Raw genomic sequence first — 17,377 nt, forward strand, 5'->3', positions numbered from 1 at the left:
CCACCAAACATTCACAGGCTCTCAGGATGAGGCTCTCGTGGGACGGCGCATCTGTCACGCCCGCAGTTATGAGCGCGGCATCCGCCAACGTCCCTCATGCTGAGGTGCGAAGCCCAAAGGGCGTAGCCTCGAAGCACTCTGCAACACTGCTTCTTGCATCCCTATGGACGGTAGTGGCAATCAGTGAACGGTGGCGGTTTTCCCGTTCTGCCTCGATCAGTTCGAGGCGGTATTGACGCAGATCGGCCACGGTCGCGGCAATGCTGGCGACATCTTCCGGGCTGAAGCGGGCCGCGAGCGCGGCGGCAACCTCCCCAACGTCAATGACGATATCGATGGAAGGCCGCCTCGTTGGCAGGGACATGATACGTGATGTTCCATGCAAGCTTCAGCGCCCCGACAGCGGAAACCCCGTCACCACTTACTTCCGCCAGATCGGCCAGCCTTCGCAGATCAGCGATGATGCTCCGACGGCTGCCCCAAGGCATTTTTGCCTTTCGGGCCTGCCATCAAGTCTTCGCTCAATCTCGATTGCTCCACTAGCCCGTTTCGCCATGAAAAGGCTTCATCTCGCTAGTTCGAAAGCGATGCCATACTTGCAATATATAACGCATTCAACCTATGAAAGCGGCGGCTTAGAGGAGAAGGGCATGACTATGGAAGAGGCGATCGGGCATCGTGCAGCCCAAAAGTGGAGCCTTTGGAGAAGTGCCAATATTGGCATTGGCGTTAGCGCTGCCGCCTTGTTACTTCAGGTCGCGAACGGTCGAGGCTTTGAATTAGCAAGCTACGCCCACACTCGGAGTGCGGAAACGATTGGCGCTTTAGGTGGGCAGGTTCTCGCCGCTCCACTATTATTTGTTGTGATTGCAGCCATACGAAACGTTTTCAAAAGGGGGCAAGCTAAGTCGAACGCAAGTGCCATTCGGGGGGCAATCACGTTCGCGGCGGTCTTTGTCACAATTTTCGTCGGCCTTTTTACCTACGGAGAGCTTGTGTTCTCTCGCGACGAAGCAATCGATGGCGAAGCTCGAAGATCATTCATAGCTGACACCCAGTTTGCGTGCGTTCAGAAGCAGGCCTCACTCAACCAAGCTATTACCCAGCAGCAAATCCAAACCTATTGCACCTGTATGACCGAGAAGATGGCCGACACCACGACGTACAAACAATTGGGCACCGAACTGGCTGGCAAAGCCCTTGCGGACCTGCGGCAAAAGGTTGGAGAAATAAGTAACCTTTGCCGCCAATGACTTCTGAACGGCGCAATGCTGGTGCAGATATGGTGAGCCATTGCGACGCTTCTGGGCACGACGACGCTCCTGGTCCTCGGCGAGCCGACCAACCATCTCGACATCGGCTCGATCGCTGCGGTCGAGGCCGGGCTGCGTGCTTATGACGGCGCGCTCATCGTCGTCAGCCATGACGAGACGTTTGTCGAAAGTATCGGAATAGAGCGTCGGCTGGAATTGGCTGCCAGTGTGGGTGGGTGATTTTAGGGGGAGCAGCGCTGCCTCCCGCCAGCGACACCTCTCCATTCCCTCCGCCTTTCGGGAGGCGCGGCACCCACCAACCTCCCTCATCCTGAGGCGCGCAGGCCGAAGGCCGGAGCCTCGAAGGACACGCTCCGACGCCGCTCCTTGCACCCAGCGGCGTCAGCGCACCCGCCCCGTCCTTCGAGGCCCCTGCGGGGCACCTCAGCATGAGGCTCTCTTGGGCGCCGCACCGGCGATTCTCTTGCCTCTTTTTGCCGGCAATGGTATTTCCATCCTGCAACCCATTCGAGAAAGGAGGATCACGCTATGCAAACTTACTTCCGGCATCATCGCCAGCGTGGTCCCGTCGACGCCCTGCAAATGCGTTTGCAGGGCTGACCAGAGACCGTTTCTCGACATCTCTTCCTGGTCTGCCCTTCGTGGCCAATGCGGCGCCGTCTCCAAGCTGCGCGCATTTCTGTAACGTCCCGGGCCTGAAAGGCGCAATTCCGTGATGGCTGATGCCCCGGATGCGCCCCTACCGGTCAAGACCAGAGAACGATCATGACACTCATCACTATCCGCAACCTCGGCGTGACGCTGGGCAACCCGTTGTTTTCCAAGTTTAACCTCGTCGTCAATGCCGGCGACCGCATCGGCCTCGTCGCCGCCAACGGGCGCGGGAAGTCCACCCTGCTTGCCTGCATCACCGGCGCGCTCGAGCCGAGCGAGGGCGAAATCACCAAGGCGCGCGGGCTGACCGTCGGCCATGTCGCCCAGAATGTGCCGGCCGCTCTTTTCGACACGGCGTTTTACGATGCGGTGCTGCAGGCTCTGCCGGCCGATCAGGCCGAAAGCGAGAGCTGGCGCGTCGACGTCGTGCTGGAATCGCTCGAGGTGCCGGAGGCCACGCGGCGGCGGCCGCTGCAGCAGTTGAGCGGCGGTTGGCAGCGGCTTGCCATGCTGGCCCGTACCTGGGTGAGCGAACCCGACGTACTTCTGCTCGACGAGCCGACCAACCATCTCGATCTCGAAAAGATCGCGCAGCTGGAAAGCTGGCTGAATGCGCTGCCGCGCGACGTGCCGGTGATCCTCTCCAGCCATGACCGCGCCTTTCTCGATGCGACGACCAACCGGACGCTGTTCCTGCGGCCGGAACAATCGCCGGTCTTTGCCCTCCCCTACAGCAGGGCGCGCGCCGCCCTCGATAAGGCCGACGCCGCCGAAGCGCGGCGCTACGAGCGCGATATGAAGACGGCGGAACAGCTGCGAAAGCAGGCGGCCAAGCTCAACAATATCGGCATCAATTCCGGCAGCGACCTGCTCGTCGTTAAGACGAAGCAGCTGAAGCAGCGGGCGGAGAAGCTGGAGGATGCGGCAAAACCGGCGCATCTGGAGCGCTCGGCCGGCGCCATCCGGCTTGCCAACCGCGGCACGCATGCCAAGGTGCTGGTGACGCTGGAGGATGCGGCGGTGACAACGCCGGATGGAACGCTGCTGTTCAGGACCGGCCGGCAATTCATCTGCCAGGGCGACCGCATCGTGCTCCTCGGCCTTAACGGCGCCGGCAAGTCGCGGCTGGTGTCGATGCTGAAACAGGCGGTCGAAAGGCCGGAGACGACGGCAGACGGCATCAAGGCGACGCCGTCGCTGGTTCTCGGCTATGGCGATCAGGCGCTTGCCGATCTTGCCGACGGCGATACGCCGATCGGCACGATCATCCGCCGTTTCGATGTCGGCGACCACAGGGCGCGCGCCCTGCTGGCCGGCGCCGGCATGACGATCGACATGCAGACAAAACCGATCGGCCAGCTCTCCGGCGGCCAGAAGGCACGGCTCGGCATGCTGGTGCTGCGGCTGACCGAACCGAACTTCTATCTGCTCGACGAGCCGACCAACCACCTCGACATCGAGGGACAGGAAGCGCTCGAAAGCGAGCTGATGGCGCAGGAGGCGAGCTGCCTGCTGGTATCGCACGACCGCAGCTTTGTGCGGGCGGTGGGCAACCGCTTCTGGCTGATCGAGAAGAGGCGGCTGGTGGAAGTGGAGAGCCCGGAAGGGTTCTTTGCTTCGGTGGCGGGTGATGGATGTGAGGGGTGATGGATGGTGAGGGGTGCCGTGCAGCCCCCTCATCCGCCCTACGGGCACCTTCTCCCCGAGGGGAGAAGGGAGAATCGAGACGTCGCCGCGAGTCTCTTCTCCCCTCGGGGAGAAGGTGCCGGCAGGCGGATGAGGGGGCTGCCGGCACGACGCCAAAGAGGCCAAAACCTACCGCTTCGGCGCCACCAGGCAGAAGAAGGCGCCCTGCGGGTCGGTGGCCTGGATGATCCAGCTGCCGCCGGGGACTTCCATCGGGCCGTTGACGACCTTGCCGCCGCCCGAGGTGACGCGTTCGATCGCGGCATCGAGGGTGGGCACGATGAAATAATAGCACCAGAAGGGCATCGGCATGTTGTCGGGCTTGGTCATCATGCCGCCGGTCTGCCGGCCGTCATGGGCGAAGATGTAGTAGACGCCCATCGCGCCCATATCCATCTCGCTGTCCTTGGTCCAGCCGAACAGCTTGGTATAGAAGGCAAGCGCGTCCTTGCCGTTGCCGGAATAAAGCTCGCGCCAGCCGATGTTGCCCGGCGCGTCGAAGGCGAGTTCAGGCCAGCTCTGTTCCATCGGCGCCGGCGTCATGATGCAGAGCACCGCGCCATGCGGATCGGCGACGACGGCGAAACGGCCGATGGTCGGGATGTCTTCCGGCGGACGGCGGACAGCCCCGCCATTGGCAGCGAAATCCTTTGCCGACTGGTCGACGTCATCGACGCCGACATAACCCGTCCAGTTCGGCGGAATGCCCTGGCCTTCGAGTTCGGCCGGAAATTCCATCAGGCCGCCGACGCCAATGCCGTTCGCCTCGAAGACCGTATAGGTCGGCATGCCCTCGACCTTCATTTCCGAGGTGGTCCAGCCGACGACGGAGCTGTAGAATTTCGCGGCGGCTGCGGTGTCGGGGGTCATCAGCTCGCACCAGATGAACTTTCCATGCGTCTTGGACATAGAACTCTCCCTTTTCTGACGCCTCTGCGATGCTTGCGGCGCCGTGATTGTCAGATCTTGCGGGTGTAATGCGCTTCCATGAACTGCTTCCAGGAGCCGTCGGCCTGTCTGGCGCTGGAGGTGAAGGTGCGGTGATCGGGGTTGATGAAGGTGATCTGCTCGCGGTAATCGGCCAGGCCCTCGCCATTGAAGTCGGGTCCCGTCGTATAGAGGTCGAGCACGTTGCCGGAGGCATCGACCTCGCCTTCATAGACCCACATGAAGTCCATCATCGAGCCGATCCAGCTACCGACATACTTGCCCTTTTCGGCGTTGTAGCCGAGCGTCAGGATCGTGGTGGCCTGTTTACCGTCGGGCATGCGGCCGTGCCCTTCGGCGACGAACCAGATTCCGTGCAGCGAGCGGACGGTCTCCGTCCAGTCGTCGCTGCCGCCCATCTCGGGTGCGGTGACGCTCCAGTCGCCGACCAGTCGTTCCAGGAAGGAATGTTCCTTCAGCACTTCAGCCGTCTTCATCATCCTCTTCTCCCTTCAGGTGATGGCGACGCCTGTTCCAAGAGCATGGCGTCGTCCGGAAACCGCCCCACGGATTTCGGCATCATGTGCCTGCTCAGTGACAGCAGGATGGCGCCGTTTGGGCGTCCTCATATTCGTCATGGCGGCGCACGAAATTCATCGTGCCCTGCTCGTTGCGGCCCTTCGGCGCGCGGTCGAGGATCATCAAAGTGCCGATCAGTTCCTCCGGCCCGCGGGCATAACTCGAATAGGTATGGAAGACCTCGCCCTTGTCGTTGCGGTAGAAGGCGCTGAGGCCCGGCAGTTCGTCGTGGGCCTCTGCCGGCTCAATAGCAGTGAAATTGTAGAAGACCTTGTCTTTGGCAAGGTCCTCGGGGCTGAAAGAAACGTGATAATCGAAATTGAAATCGCTGCCGAAGGACGAGACCCAGGGAAATTTCCAGCCCATCCGCCTCTTATAGGCGGCGATCTTCTCAAGCGGCGCGCGCGAAACGGCGACCCAGGTGACGTCGTGATGGTTGAGATGCGGCAGGGCGCCGTCGACGTGATCGGCGAGGAAAGAGCAGCCGGGGCAGCCGGCCTCCCAATCCGGGCCGAGCATGAAATGATAGATCAGCAGCTGGCTGCGGCCGTCGAAGAGATCGGCGAGCGACTTCTTTCCCTCGGGCGTATCGAAGACATAATCCTTGTCGACCTTCACCCAGGGCAGCGCCATACGGGCGGCGTTGACGCTGTCGCGCAGCTTCGTCGCCTCCTTTTCCTTCAAGAGCAGAGCGCGGCGGGCCTCCAGCCATTGCTCGCGGGAAACAACTTCGTTCTGCATGGAATGCGCCCTCCTCCGGCGTCGCCGGCGAGCCGGCCCATCTCCTTCTCCTTGACTAGAAAGATTGATATCAATATAAAATGGCCATGTCAAATTCGGTTGAAATTCCTTTTTCTACAACGCTGCTGGTGCGCGACACCTGCCTCTGCCTGCATGCGCAACGAGCGGCGCGGGCGCTCGCCCGGCTGTTCGACGACGCATTGCGGCCCGCGGGACTGACCAACGGGCAGTTTTCGCTGATGATGTCGCTGAACCGGCCGGAGCCGCCGCCGATGGGGCCGGTCGCAGCCCTGCTCGCCATGGACCAGACGACGCTGACGGCGGCGCTGAAGCCCTTACAGCGCAAGGGCTGGGTGAGCGTGATGGAAAATCCGAAGGACCGGCGCGGCCGCCTGCTCGTGCTCACCGGCGAAGGCAAGGCGGTGCTGGCAAGAGCGCTGCCGATCTGGAAAGAGACGCATGCGGCGCTCGACCAAAAGCTCCCGGATGGAAGTTCCGCGCGGCTGCGGCAGGATCTGCAGGCGGTGTCGGGGATGACGGACGAGACGGTGAAACCGGCTGGACCGCGAAGCGAACGGGCGATAGGCGCGTAGGGCGAGCCGAACGTCAGTCCGCCATTGGTCGAGCAAGTCCGCAGCTGCTCGATTGCACCAACGGCTGCCCCTCACCCTAACCCTCTCCCCGCGCGCGGGGAGAGGGGACGTGCCCTGCGACAGACCTGTGGGGAACGGAGAGTTTGCGGCTTGCTCCCTTCGCCCCGTTTACGGGGAGAAGGTGCCGGCAGGCGGATGAGGGGCCGCCTCGCCGATCTTCCGGCTGCTTATTCCATCAGGCAACCGTGACCGGAACTTCGGTCGAAGTGCGCATGGCGTGGCTGTAGGGGCAGACGATGTGGGCGGCGGCGGCGAGCTTTTCGGCGGTTTCGCGGTCGAGACCGGGAATGTTGACGGTCAGCGCCACGTCGATGCCGAAGCCGGTGCCGTCTTCGCGCGGGCCGATGCCGACCTTGGCGGAGACCGTCGTTTCCTCCGGAATCTTGACCTTCTGCTGGCCCGCGACAAATTTCAGGGCACCGAGGAAGCAGGCGGAATAGCCGGCGGCGAAAAGCTGTTCGGGATTGGTGCCGGTAGCGCCGTCGCCGCCGAGTTCCTTGGGAACGGTCAGCGTCACGTCCAGGACGCCGTTATCGGAAACGGCGCGGCCGGCGCGGCCGCCGGTGGCAGAGGCTTGGGTCGTATAGAGAATAGGCATGACAATCTCCTTTGGTTGGCCCTTCGATCGGGGTTGGATTTTCAATATCGCACAATTAAATTGCACGCAAGTGAATTTTGCAAATTGCATTTCGGCGTCGAAAAGAAGACAATCGCAGCCTTAGGGCGGGACGATTTCAGGCCGGCTCGGCCTAAAATCTGAATCCTGCTCTATGTAAAAGTGAGAGCATGATGTCGTCCGAAAACCGCTCACACTTTTCGGCATCACGCTCTGGGATGGTGGATATGAAAGCGCAAACGGCAAAGACGATGGAGATACCGGAGGAGGAGAAGCGGCTGGAAAAGCAGCTGTGCTTCGCGGTCTACGCGACGGCACACGCCTTTACCCGCGCCTACAAGCCGATCCTCGACAGGGTCGGCCTCACCTATCCGCAATATCTGGTGATGCTGGTGCTGTGGGAGCGCAGCGAACTGCCGGTGAAGACGATCGGCGAGCAGCTGGACCTCGATTCCGGCACGCTGTCGCCATTGTTGAAACGGCTGGAACAAAGCGGGCTGATCAAGCGCATCCGCGACCTGCGCGACGAGCGCCAGGTCATCGTGTCGCTGACCCCGAAGGGCCAGGCGATGAAGGCCGAGGTCGATACGATCATGACGGCGATCGGACAAGCCGCCGGCTGCACACTGGAGGAACTGGGTGAGATGCGCGACATGCTGCATCGGCTGCGAGCCAATCTCGGCCGGGCCGGCCTCGCCGGCGGCTGACGGCGCTAAAGCGGGCATCGCGATCTTCCAGATTCGCTCCCTGCGCTTTAGCTCTCTATTTTACGCATGTCGTTGCCGCAAAACCGCGCACACTTTTGCGCGACATGCTTAAAGCGCATCGCGATCTTTCAGATTCGCTTCCTGCGCTTTAGCTCTTTATTTTCACGCATGTCGTTGCCGCAAAACCGCTGCACAGTTTTTGCGTGACGGGCTTTAACGACCCCTGCTGGGCGGGATCAAGGCCGCCGCTGAGCGTGTTTGGCCGACGGCCGGCGCTTCTTTGCCGGCGCAGCTTCCGCTTCCGCCTCGGCCGCCTGCTGCAGGCGCAACGCCTTCAGCTTTTCCGTCTTCTTGTCGCGGGCGGAGGCCTCGGCCGCGATGATGGCGCGCGCCGTGTGATCGGTCGCTTCCGCCTTGTCGCGGGGCGACAGCTTGGCGGGATTGAAGAATTCTCCCTTGGTGGCGGTCATGTGCCCCTTTCCCAGGTAACGACAGTGTTTGAACCATGGCTCCGCAGTGCAAGCCGTGATTCCTTGGCCGGGCCGCAATCCACGGCCGGCCGGGGTTCCACGTTGGCCGCGATGCCGCGGCCGGGCCGTTGTTCACGGCCGGGTTAGCGGGCGCGAAGAACCTTCTTCGGCGCCGGCAGCAGGCCTTCACGCTGCAGCTTCTTGCGGGCAAGCTTGCGCTGGCGGCGAATGGCTTCGGCTTTTTCGCGGGCGCGTTTCTCGGAGGGTTTCTCGAAGGCGCTGCGCGCTTTCATTTCCCGGAACAGACCTTCCCGCTGCATCTTTTTCTTGAGCACGCGCAGTGCCTGATCGACGTTGTTATCCCTGACGAGTACCTGCAAGATGATATCCTTTCTTCGGCGGCGACGCCGCACTGTCGATAATAAAACGCGGGGCTATTTCCCGATCCTGATGCTCGAAGATTTGAGCCAGGACCCGGCGCCGTCCGACTTGGTCACCGCCTCGGGGGACGCCTCGCATGGTGATTTCCCGGTATCGATGTCGGCCTCGGTGATGCGGCGTTCGAAATTCTCGGCGTCAAACCGGACGCGATATTGCACATGCCCGTGGTCGTTGGGCAGAATGCTGGCGATCCGGCATCGCTTCTCGGCTTTCGCGGTGCGCGTGAGGCCGGATTTCAGCACTATCGTGTCGCCGACTTTGTAGTTTGGCCTGCCCATTGCAGTGTCCCTCAACTCTTCGGCTGTTCAATTGGTCGATCTAAGACCGCGATCAAAGCAAAAAGGCCGGGCGCGGACCCGACCTCTTCCCGTCACTCAGCCCTTCCGCTGCCAGTTTGGTAAGCTCGCTGCCAGTACATCCGTGGTCAGCTCGCTGTCACATCCGTGGCCAGCCAAAATGCTACAGCGTCCTTTGCCAGTCTTAAAAAGACGCGCGGCGCTGTAGGGCGAATGACAAATCATGCGGCCTGAAGGTTGTCGGCCGCGTTCTTGCCCGAGCGCTTGTCGCGAACGAGGTCGTAACGGACCTTCTGACCTTCGGTGAGTTCGCGCATGCCGGCGCGTTCGACTGCCGAAATGTGGACGAAAACGTCCGTGGAACCATCATCGGGCTGGATGAAGCCGAAACCCTTGGTACCATTGAACCACTTGACGACGCCTGAATTCATAACGATCTCCTTTCAACCGTTTGTGTGCGCCCGGGAAGGATGTCCGCGGGCAATATCGATGTTGAGACGAGATCTGACGAAGCGCACTTAGGGCGCATGGACAAAGGTCACAAGCAAAATTCGATAGGCACCATGTAGGCCTTTTGTCGAATTAAGCAATGCTAAATCAGAAATAAAACTTTTCCGAGCGGGGAATTGCCAGGCGGAAGAAAGGCAGAGGCGGCCGGCCGGCGGCCGCCCCGGCGGCATCATTGCCAGACGACGATCGGCGCCTTCGTCGGAACGCGGTCATAGAGATCGATGATATCCTGGTTCAGCAGCCGGACGCAGCCGGAGGAGACGGCCTTGCCGATCGAGCGCCAGTCGGGATTGCCGTGCAGGCGGTAGAGCGTGTCCTCGCCGTTCGAGAAGCTATAGAGCGCGCGGGCACCGAGCGGGTTCTTCAGGCCGGGCTCCATGCCGCCATTCTCGATCGAATATTTGACGAGTTCCGGCTGGCGGGCGACCATTTCGTTCGGCGGCTTCCAGCGCGGCCATTTCTGACGCCATTGAATGACGCCCGATCCCTGCCAGGCAAATCCTTCGCGGCCGATGCCGACGCCGTAACGCATCGCCATGCCATCGGCCTGGACGAGATAGAGGAAGCGCGACGGCGTATCGACGACGATGGTGCCGGGCGGCTGGCCGGTGGGATCGACGACGCGCTGGCGATAGTAGCGCGGATCGATCTCTTCATAGGGAACGGCGGGAATGAGGAAACCGCCGTCCTCGACCGGGCCGTACATGACGGCAAGCTCAGGCCCGCTCGGCACGCTCGACGCTCCCGGCGACTGAAACAGGCGCATGGGCGAACGGTAGATGATCGACGTGTCGCCCGATGTCACGGTGTTGGCGGAGGAGGCGCAGCCGGTGAGCGCGGAGGCTGCGGTCAGAGCCGAAAGGGAAAGAAAGCTACGGCGGGAAAGATGTCTATCGGAACTCATGACGCGGGACTGATTTCCTTTTGATGCGGGAATCCTGGGATAACGACATAAGGAAATCTATCGGCTTGCGCCAAATAAACCATAGCTTCACGCAGACGTGTTCCTGATGGAGCGGACGATATGGGCAGCGCTGTTGCAGCGCTACATCACAACGATCTCGGCCTTGGCGGGAAGGCGATCATAGAGATCGACGACGTCCTGGTTCAGCATGCGCACGCAGCCGGACGATGTGGCCTTGCCGATCGACTGCCAGTCGGGCGTGCCGTGGATGCGATAGAGCGTATCCTGCCCGTCCTTGAAGATGTACATGGCGCGCGCGCCGAGCGGGTTCTGGAGCCCCGGGTTCATGCCGCCGTTTTCGGCGGAAAAAGCACGAACATCGGGCTGGCGCGAGACCATTTCGGCCGGCGGCGTCCAGCGCGGCCATTTCTGCTTCCACTGGACGACGCCGCGGCCCGACCAGGCGTAACCGTCGCGGCCGAGGCCGACGCCATAGCGCATCGCCTTGCCGTTGCCCTCGACAAAATAAAGGAAACGCGCCTTGGTATCGACGACGACGGTGCCGGGACGCTCGGTCGTCTGGTAATCGACCTCCTGGCGCAGGAATTGCGGCTGCACGCGGCTAACCGGGATCGACGGCAGGGTGAAATCCTCGTCGCGCAGCTCGCCATACATCGCCGCATGCACCGGATTGGTGACCGGCAGGCCATAGGTCTGGTGGAACTGGGTCTTGTAAAGCTCGCGCGTCTGCGGCACCGGCTGATCGGGGATCGGCCGCACCCGGCGCGGATCGACGCCGGGCGGCTGATAGAAGACCGGCGAAGTTTCCTGGACGAAGCGGGCGGGCGAATCGGCGGCGACATCGGGAATGAGGATGTTGCAGCCGCTGAGCGAGGCAGCGACCATCACGAGCCCGGCAATCGGGAAGACCCGGCGCAGAAAATTCATCGAACCACCCTTATCAACGATCGGCGAGACAGCGATATCTGCCGCGACGATGGCATCCGCGGCTGGCGCGAGGCTGGTGTGGGCGCGGGAAAAGCCGCGAGATTAAAACGACCAGAGCCGCTGCGCTTCGCCGCGAAGGGCGGTGATCGCCTGTACCGCAAGATCGCCGTCCATCTGCAGAACGCTTGCGGCATGTTTCAATTCCGTCTCGTCCTCAAGCCTGGTGAGAACCCAGCCGATCTTGCGTTTAATGTCCTGGCCATAAGCTTCCGTCGCCTTCCGAACGGCAACAGCGGGAATCTCCTCATAGCGGGTGAGAAGCATGCCGAGATCGATAGCATCGCGATAGGCCACAGACCGGTCTTGACAGCGGTCAGCATTGGCGAGCAGTTTTTCGGCGAACGTATCGGGCAGCGACAGCGTTGGAACGTTCAGTCGCGAATCGAAACTACCTTCAAGTGCGATCCGCGCCTCGCGCACGATTTCGAAGCGAATAGGCTGGCCTTCGAGGGTAAGGACCGTACGCAGCCCGTATTGGTCTGTCCTGAAGTCCCTGAGCGTCGTGACCGGCGCCCCAAAAAAAGCTCCTACTCCGCTTTCGACCGCCGCCATACGCAAGACGCGATATCCCTCGCCATCCGCGCAGAGAAAATCGACATCGAGCGACAACCGATATTCATCGAGATGCATGACAATGGCTGTTCCGCCGGCAAACCAACACTTGTTGGCCAACAAAAAATCAGCCTCCACCAGCCGAAGGGCCGCAGCGATGGTGCGATGTTCCGGACGTCTGAATTCCATGATGACCACCCAATTTCCGTCCAGCCTAAAGGTGAAGGATAAAAAAACGGAAAATCAGGAGACGAGCAGGACGCCGTTGCCGTATGTCGCTGTGAGATCGCGGATCAGCTGCTTCTCCCGTTCGGTCAACCTGCCGGTATCGATGAAACGCCAATTCCGCTCATAAAGCGCGAAGGCCTCGTTGGCAGGCATGGCGCGCGCGGGATCGCGATTCCAAGCGAGCGATCTCAACTCGGGGAAGTCGTTCGGCACGATCATGGTTTCTGCATCCGTCGTCATTCTAGCAATATAGGGCCGATCGCCCTCCATTTGAAGCGGCGGCGAAATCAGGCCGCCACCCCGTGGAAGAAGCGGATGCTCTGTTCGATCTCGGCCGGCAGCGCCGAGGTGTGGTTGCCGGCGACGGTGTCGGTTTCGATATGAGTGCCGGCGGCGCGGGCACGGCGGGCGAGCAGGTCGGCGCGGTCGTTGAAATGCGCCTCTTCCGTGCCGTGAACCACCCGGATGGGGCATTTGAAGCTGTGGGCGTAACAGAGCGCCGAACGCACCTCGAATTCATGCGCATTGCTGTCGTCGAAGCGAATGTCCTGAGGATAGCGGCTGAAGAAGCGGAAGGCGTTCGGATTGCCGGAAATCGGCGCGGCGGCGCGGAATTTATGGGTGCTCATCGCCGTCAGCATGGTCAGGGTGCCGCCGATACTATGGCCGGCGATGAACAGGCGCTGGGGATCGACGCCCGGCAGATGCGCCAGCCGCTCGGTGGCGGCGAGAACGTCATCGACCTCGTCGTAAAAGCCGGAGAAATTGCCCCTCTGGCCGTTTTCGCCGCGCAGCGACGGCATCATCACGACATAGCCGGCATCCATATAGGGCTTCATCAGCTGCCAATGGCCGGTGCCCATGGCATTGCCGCCATGCAGGAAGAGCACGGCGGGCTTCGCCGCACGGTCGCGCTTGTATTTCGACACCCAGGCGACCAGTTCCAGCTCGCCGCCATAGCCGGAGCGGTAGAAGATCTTCTCGGCGTCGGCAGCCGCGGCCAGCGGTTCGTATTGATCGGGCGCCGGCCCCTTCTGCAGGAGCTTCGTGCGGAAGTGGCGGCGGACCTCGGCGTAATCGTGCCTGGCAAGGCGTGGTTCATCCGGGACATCGAAAGCGGCCGCTATGCGCGGCAGGACGAGCGCGCCGGCAAGACCGGCCAGCACGGCACGGCGTTGCCGGGAAAAGGAATTTTGTTCATGCGAGCTCATGACGCAGCACCCAAATCATTTCCCCGGCCCGCAAGATTTGCACCGGAAAACGCGCTGGCGCCAATACACATCCTGTTGAAAATATCGCCCTGCGTCATTGTTGCGCAGGCCCACCGGCTCACCCGGGCTTGGCCTCGATCATGGCGATCAGCGTGCGCAGCCGGTCGGCCTCGTAGGGAGGCTTGTCGGGGCGAAGGCGGGCGATGCGGGGAAAGCGCATGGCCACCCCGGATTTGTGCCGCGTCGAGCGATTGATGCCCTCGAAGGCGACCTCGACGACGAAGCCGAAATCCCTGTCGGCGCGCACGGCCCGCACCGGCCCGAAGCGCTCGGTGGTGTTGTTGCGCACGAACTTGTCGAGCAGCTCGAGCTCGGCATCGGTGAAACCGAAATAGGCCTTGCCGACCGGCACCAGCTGCTCGCCGTCCTCGTCGTCGGCCCAGACGCCGAAGGTGAAATCGGAATAGTAGCTCGAACGCTTGCCGTGGCCGCGCTGGGCGTACATCAGCACCGCATCGACGTTATAAGGATTGCGCTTCCACTTGAACCAGGGGCCTTTCATGCGGCCGGCCTGGTAGATGCTGTCGCGCCGCTTGATCATCACCCCCTCGATGACCGGATCGGGCGGGGCGGCGCGCAAAGCGTCGAGCTCCTCCCAGGACGAGAAAGGCACGAGCGGCGAGAGATCGAAACGGTCATGGGGGGCGCGGTCGATGACCCCGGCCAGATGCTCGCGGCGATCGACATAGGCGCGGCCGCGAATATCCTCCTCGCCGTCAAACAGCAGGTCATAGGCGCGGATGAAGGCGGGGTAGTCATCGAGCATCTTCGCCGTCACCGTCTTGCGGTTCAGCCGCTGCTGCAGGTCGGAGAAGGTGCGCGTCGGGCTGTTGGAGCGGGCGGTGCCGCCGACCAGCAGCTCGCCGTCGACGACGCCGGAAAAATTGATCGCATCGAGAATATCGGGAAAGGCGCCGGAGATATCGTCACCGGAGCGCGAATAGATTTTGCGCCGATCGCCGGAGCGGGAAAGCTGGACGCGGATGCCGTCCCATTTCCATTCGGCGGCGTAGTCGCCCGGGACGAGGCCGGCAAGATCCCCCTCCTCCACCGCATTGGCGAGCATGACGGAATGGAAAATCGCCGGTGTCGCCAGCGCCGGCTTGTCGCCGCCGCCCGCCAGCCATTGAAACAACGTCTCGTAAGGCGGCTGCAGGCCGTGCCAGAGGGTTTCGATCTCGGTGACGTCCTTGCCGCCGAGATCGGCCAACGCCTGCTTGGCGAGGCGGGCGGAGACGCCGATGCGCATGGCGCCGGTCGCAAGCTTGATGAAGGCGAAGCGGCCGGAGGAGTCCAACCGGTCGAGCAGATCGCGGACATAGCCGCGCACTTCGGTGCGGCCGAGCCCGTTCATGCGGGTGACGACCTCGCCGAGGCGCGGCTGGGCAAGGGCCGAGCGGTCGATATCCCGTTCATTATCCCAGACCAGCGAGATGGTTTCGGCGAGATCGCCGACATAATCGTAGGAATAGCGGAACAGCACCTCGTCCATGCGCTCCAGCACCAGTTCACGCAGCATGGCCGGCTTGACGTTGCGCACCTCCAGCGTGCCGGCAATGGCGGCAAGCCCATAACCGCGGTCGGGATCAGGCGTATCGTGGAAATAGTCGGTCAGCAGCTTCAGCTTGCCGTTGCGGCTGGGGGTGAGCACGAGGCGGTCGAGGAGGTCGGCAAAGGCTTTCATGTCGGCCTCCGGGCTTGGCAAAAAGACCCCTCCCCAACCCCTCCCCACAGGTGAGAGGGACTAACCCGCGGCACTGCCCTGCCCTCTTTCGGCCTCAGCGTTCCCGGCAGTGATTTTGCGACGGGACGGCGCGACACGTTAAGCCCCTCCCCCTTGTGGGGAGGGGTTGGGGAGGGATTTTGATCCAGCACGCAACTCATCTCAATCCGCCTCATCCTCATAACCCACCAGATGCAGCGGTTTGGCTTTGATGCCCTGCAATTGGCACCAGCGCACCAGCGCCTCCTCGCGGCCGTGGGTCACCCAGACCTCGGCCGGGTGCAGCTCGCGGATCGTTTCGGTCAGTTCCGGCCAGTCGCAATGATCGGAGATGACGAGCGGCAGTTCGACGCCGAGCTGTTTGGCGCGCTGGCGCACCATCATCCAGCCGGAGGCGAAGGCCGGCAGCGGTTCGTTGAAGCGGCGCGCCCAGCGGTCGGCGAAGGCCGAGGACGGGCCGATGACGACGGCGCCCCTGAAGGCGGATTTGTCGCTGCTTTCGATGGTCGCCGGCAGCAGCTCGCCGAGATCGATGCCCTGCCCGACATAATAATCGCAGAGCTTCTCCATGGCGCCGTGAATATAGATCGGCTCGACGTAGCCGGCATCGCGCAGCAGCCGGATGACCCGCTGGGCCTTGCCCAGCGCATAGGCGCCGACGAGATGGGTGCGCTCGGGAAATTGCCGGAGCGAGGCCAGCAGCTTGCCGGTCTCGTCGAGCGGATCGGGATGATGGAAGACCGGCAGGCCGAAGGTCGCCTCGGTGATGAAGACATCGCAGGCAACCGGCACATAGGCCGCGCAGGTCGGGTCGGGGCGGCGCTTGTAATCGCCGGAAACGACGATGCGGGTGCCGTTCCTCTCGATGGCGATCTGGGCCGAGCCGAGCACATGGCCGGCGGGATGAAAGCTCACCTTGACGCCGTTGATCAGCAGTTCCTCGCCGAAACCGGCAATCTGCTCGCTGGCGCAGAAGCCGTCGCCGTAACGCAGGCGCATGATGTCGAGCGTCTGGCGGGTGGCGAGCACGTTCACATGGCCCGGCCGGGCGTGATCGGAATGGCCGTGGGTGACGAGCGCCCGCTCGACCGGCCGCACGGGATCGACATAAAAGCCGCCTTCCGGGCAATAGAGCCCTTCCGGGGCGGGATAAAGCAGCGCGTCAGCTCTCATACCGCAAGAGATAGCGGGAAATGGGCGCGAGGCCAGAGGAAGCGAGCTTCATCACCTTATCCCGTCGAGGAAGGATAAAATTGCGGCGTTGAACTGCGCGGGACGCTGCAGCGGCGCGAAATGGCTGACGCCGGGCAAGTAGATCATCTGAGCATTCGGAATGCTGCTGGCGAGATATTCGGCATGTTCGGCTTTGATGAATTCGTCGTGTTCGCCGAGCACGATCGCGACCGGCACGCCGATGCGGGCGAGGTCGTCGGCCTGATAGTTCGGCTCGGTGCGCATCATCAGGCTCACCGCCTCGACGAAGGCATTGAAATCGTCCGGCGTGGCGGACAAGGCCGCATAATCCTTGGCGTGGCGGCTGAAGCATCGGTCGATGACCGGGGTCGCAACGAATTCCCGTGTGCCGCTCGGATCCATGTTGCAGGCGAAGAAGAAGACGCCCTCGACACGCGATGGCGCCGCCGCGGCGAGGATCAGGGCAATGCAGGCGCCGTCGCTCCAGCCGACGAATGCCGCCTGTTCCAGAGAGAGTTCGTCCATGACGGCAAGCACGTCGGCGGCCATCAGTTCATAGGTATAGGGACGGGCATCGCGGGTGCTGCGGCCATGACCGCGGCTGTCGATCAGGACGACGCGGCGGCCACTTTGGAGCAGCGCCGGGACCTGATAGCCCCAGTTACCGCTATGGCCGAGGCCGCCGTGCAGCAGGATGACGGCCGGCCCGGCGCCGTAGCTCGCATACCAGATGCGGGCGCCCTCGCGCCCGACATGGCCTTCGACTGCGGCCGGCGGCAAGGGGGCAGCGCCGTGGGCTTCGAAATGGATGAGCTCGTCGTCGTGTCGTTCCATGGCGATGACAGTCCTTTCGGGTTTATCGGCGGCCAGCATAGAAAAGCCGGAAAACAGCCCAAGAACAACCAGAATCGCTTTCTAGCTGTTGCGACCTTCGATGCAATCA

The 17,377-nt window shown here is 62.4% G+C and carries 21 protein-coding genes and 1 pseudogene; 5 read left to right on the forward strand and 17 right to left on the reverse strand.

Annotation, left to right across the window (positions count from 1 at the left end):
* Positions 1-94: 94 nt before the first annotated feature.
* A complete protein-coding gene (locus CO655_RS34020) occupies positions 95-364 on the reverse strand; it encodes a hypothetical protein (RefSeq protein WP_176539311.1) in 270 nt (89 codons plus the stop codon).
* On the opposite strand from CO655_RS34020, the gene CO655_RS27300 reads away from it, so the two are divergent.
* The 3 genes and pseudogenes from CO655_RS27300 (at position 363) to CO655_RS27315 (ending at position 3,575) form a co-directional block, all read left to right on the forward strand.
* The gene (locus CO655_RS27300) at positions 363-1,253 is read left to right on the forward strand and encodes a hypothetical protein (protein ID WP_176539312.1); all 891 of its coding nucleotides are present in this window, start codon (positions 363-365) and stop codon (positions 1,251-1,253) included. The two genes, CO655_RS34020 and CO655_RS27300, sit on opposite strands and share 2 nt — an antisense overlap.
* Before the next feature lie 3 nt (positions 1,254-1,256).
* A pseudogene (locus tag CO655_RS34480) lies at positions 1,257-1,493 on the forward strand (ABC transporter ATP-binding protein); the annotation flags it as partial.
* Positions 1,494-2,039: 546 nt separating this feature from the next.
* Positions 2,040-3,575, forward strand: coding sequence for an ABC-F family ATP-binding cassette domain-containing protein (locus CO655_RS27315; protein ID WP_097667432.1), 1,536 nt, complete (start codon positions 2,040-2,042; stop codon positions 3,573-3,575).
* 168 nt (positions 3,576-3,743) lie between these two features.
* On the opposite strand, the gene CO655_RS27320 is transcribed toward CO655_RS27315, so the two are convergent.
* From CO655_RS27320 to CO655_RS27330, 3 genes are all read right to left on the reverse strand, one after another.
* Positions 3,744-4,523, reverse strand: a complete 780-nt coding sequence (locus CO655_RS27320; RefSeq protein ID WP_097667433.1) for a VOC family protein — start codon at positions 4,521-4,523, stop codon at positions 3,744-3,746.
* A 50-nt stretch (positions 4,524-4,573) separates the two neighbouring features.
* Positions 4,574-5,041 (reverse strand): DUF1579 domain-containing protein, encoded by a 468-nt coding sequence (locus tag CO655_RS27325; RefSeq protein WP_097608535.1) that lies wholly within the window; start codon positions 5,039-5,041, stop codon positions 4,574-4,576.
* A 91-nt stretch (positions 5,042-5,132) separates the two neighbouring features.
* On the reverse strand, positions 5,133-5,861 hold the full coding sequence (locus CO655_RS27330; RefSeq protein WP_097667434.1) for a thioredoxin family protein: 729 nt from the start codon (positions 5,859-5,861) through the stop codon (positions 5,133-5,135).
* An 86-nt stretch (positions 5,862-5,947) separates the two neighbouring features.
* Here CO655_RS27330 and CO655_RS27335 point away from each other — a divergent pair, with 86 nt between their 5' ends.
* Complete coding sequence (locus CO655_RS27335; RefSeq protein WP_097667465.1) at positions 5,948-6,454, forward strand: MarR family winged helix-turn-helix transcriptional regulator; 507 nt, start codon at positions 5,948-5,950, stop codon at positions 6,452-6,454.
* Between the two features lie 235 nt (positions 6,455-6,689).
* Here the strand turns inward: CO655_RS27335 and CO655_RS27340 are convergent, their stop codons facing one another.
* A complete protein-coding gene (locus CO655_RS27340) occupies positions 6,690-7,112 on the reverse strand; it encodes an organic hydroperoxide resistance protein (protein ID WP_064681889.1) in 423 nt (140 codons plus the stop codon).
* A gap of 236 nt (positions 7,113-7,348) precedes the next feature.
* Between CO655_RS27340 and CO655_RS27345 the strand changes: the two genes are divergently transcribed.
* Positions 7,349-7,837 carry a MarR family transcriptional regulator gene (locus CO655_RS27345; RefSeq protein ID WP_097608161.1) on the forward strand — a complete coding sequence of 163 codons (489 nt, stop codon included), beginning with the start codon at positions 7,349-7,351 and terminating at the stop codon, positions 7,835-7,837.
* A 236-nt stretch (positions 7,838-8,073) separates the two neighbouring features.
* On the opposite strand, the gene CO655_RS27350 is transcribed toward CO655_RS27345, so the two are convergent.
* The 12 genes from CO655_RS27350 to CO655_RS27405 all read right to left on the reverse strand — a co-directional run bounded on the left by CO655_RS27350 (position 8,074) and on the right by CO655_RS27405 (position 17,268).
* The gene (locus CO655_RS27350) at positions 8,074-8,307 is read right to left on the reverse strand and encodes a hypothetical protein (protein WP_097667435.1); all 234 of its coding nucleotides are present in this window, start codon (positions 8,305-8,307) and stop codon (positions 8,074-8,076) included.
* Positions 8,308-8,450: 143 nt separating this feature from the next.
* Positions 8,451-8,687, reverse strand: coding sequence for a 30S ribosomal protein S21 (rpsU, locus tag CO655_RS27355; protein ID WP_003569533.1), 237 nt, complete (start codon positions 8,685-8,687; stop codon positions 8,451-8,453).
* A 54-nt stretch (positions 8,688-8,741) separates the two neighbouring features.
* The gene (locus tag CO655_RS27360) at positions 8,742-9,026 is read right to left on the reverse strand and encodes a cold-shock protein (RefSeq protein ID WP_097608163.1); all 285 of its coding nucleotides are present in this window, start codon (positions 9,024-9,026) and stop codon (positions 8,742-8,744) included.
* A gap of 239 nt (positions 9,027-9,265) precedes the next feature.
* Positions 9,266-9,475, reverse strand: coding sequence for a cold-shock protein (locus CO655_RS27365; RefSeq protein ID WP_004676036.1), 210 nt, complete (start codon positions 9,473-9,475; stop codon positions 9,266-9,268).
* Between the two features lie 248 nt (positions 9,476-9,723).
* On the reverse strand, positions 9,724-10,458 hold the full coding sequence (locus CO655_RS27370; protein ID WP_097667436.1) for a L,D-transpeptidase family protein: 735 nt from the start codon (positions 10,456-10,458) through the stop codon (positions 9,724-9,726).
* A gap of 141 nt (positions 10,459-10,599) precedes the next feature.
* Positions 10,600-11,406 (reverse strand): L,D-transpeptidase, encoded by an 807-nt coding sequence (locus CO655_RS27375; protein ID WP_097608165.1) that lies wholly within the window; start codon positions 11,404-11,406, stop codon positions 10,600-10,602.
* Positions 11,407-11,508: 102 nt separating this feature from the next.
* A complete protein-coding gene (locus CO655_RS27380; RefSeq protein WP_010031764.1) occupies positions 11,509-12,207 on the reverse strand; it encodes a nucleotidyl transferase AbiEii/AbiGii toxin family protein in 699 nt (232 codons plus the stop codon).
* A gap of 54 nt (positions 12,208-12,261) precedes the next feature.
* On the reverse strand, positions 12,262-12,486 hold the full coding sequence (locus tag CO655_RS27385) for a hypothetical protein (RefSeq protein ID WP_097582789.1): 225 nt from the start codon (positions 12,484-12,486) through the stop codon (positions 12,262-12,264).
* A gap of 47 nt (positions 12,487-12,533) precedes the next feature.
* Positions 12,534-13,457, reverse strand: a complete 924-nt coding sequence (locus tag CO655_RS27390) for an alpha/beta fold hydrolase (protein WP_097667437.1) — start codon at positions 13,455-13,457, stop codon at positions 12,534-12,536.
* Between the two features lie 118 nt (positions 13,458-13,575).
* On the reverse strand, positions 13,576-15,201 hold the full coding sequence (locus tag CO655_RS27395; RefSeq protein WP_097608167.1) for a cisplatin damage response ATP-dependent DNA ligase: 1,626 nt from the start codon (positions 15,199-15,201) through the stop codon (positions 13,576-13,578).
* A gap of 201 nt (positions 15,202-15,402) precedes the next feature.
* Positions 15,403-16,413, reverse strand: coding sequence for a ligase-associated DNA damage response exonuclease (locus CO655_RS27400; protein ID WP_097667438.1), 1,011 nt, complete (start codon positions 16,411-16,413; stop codon positions 15,403-15,405).
* Positions 16,414-16,464: 51 nt separating this feature from the next.
* Positions 16,465-17,268, reverse strand: a complete 804-nt coding sequence (locus CO655_RS27405) for an alpha/beta hydrolase (RefSeq protein WP_097667439.1) — start codon at positions 17,266-17,268, stop codon at positions 16,465-16,467.
* Between the last annotated feature and the right edge of the window lie 109 nt (positions 17,269-17,377).

This window comes from Rhizobium sp. M1 (assembly GCF_002531805.1).
Lineage (GTDB): Bacteria > Pseudomonadota > Alphaproteobacteria > Rhizobiales > Rhizobiaceae > Rhizobium > Rhizobium etli_C.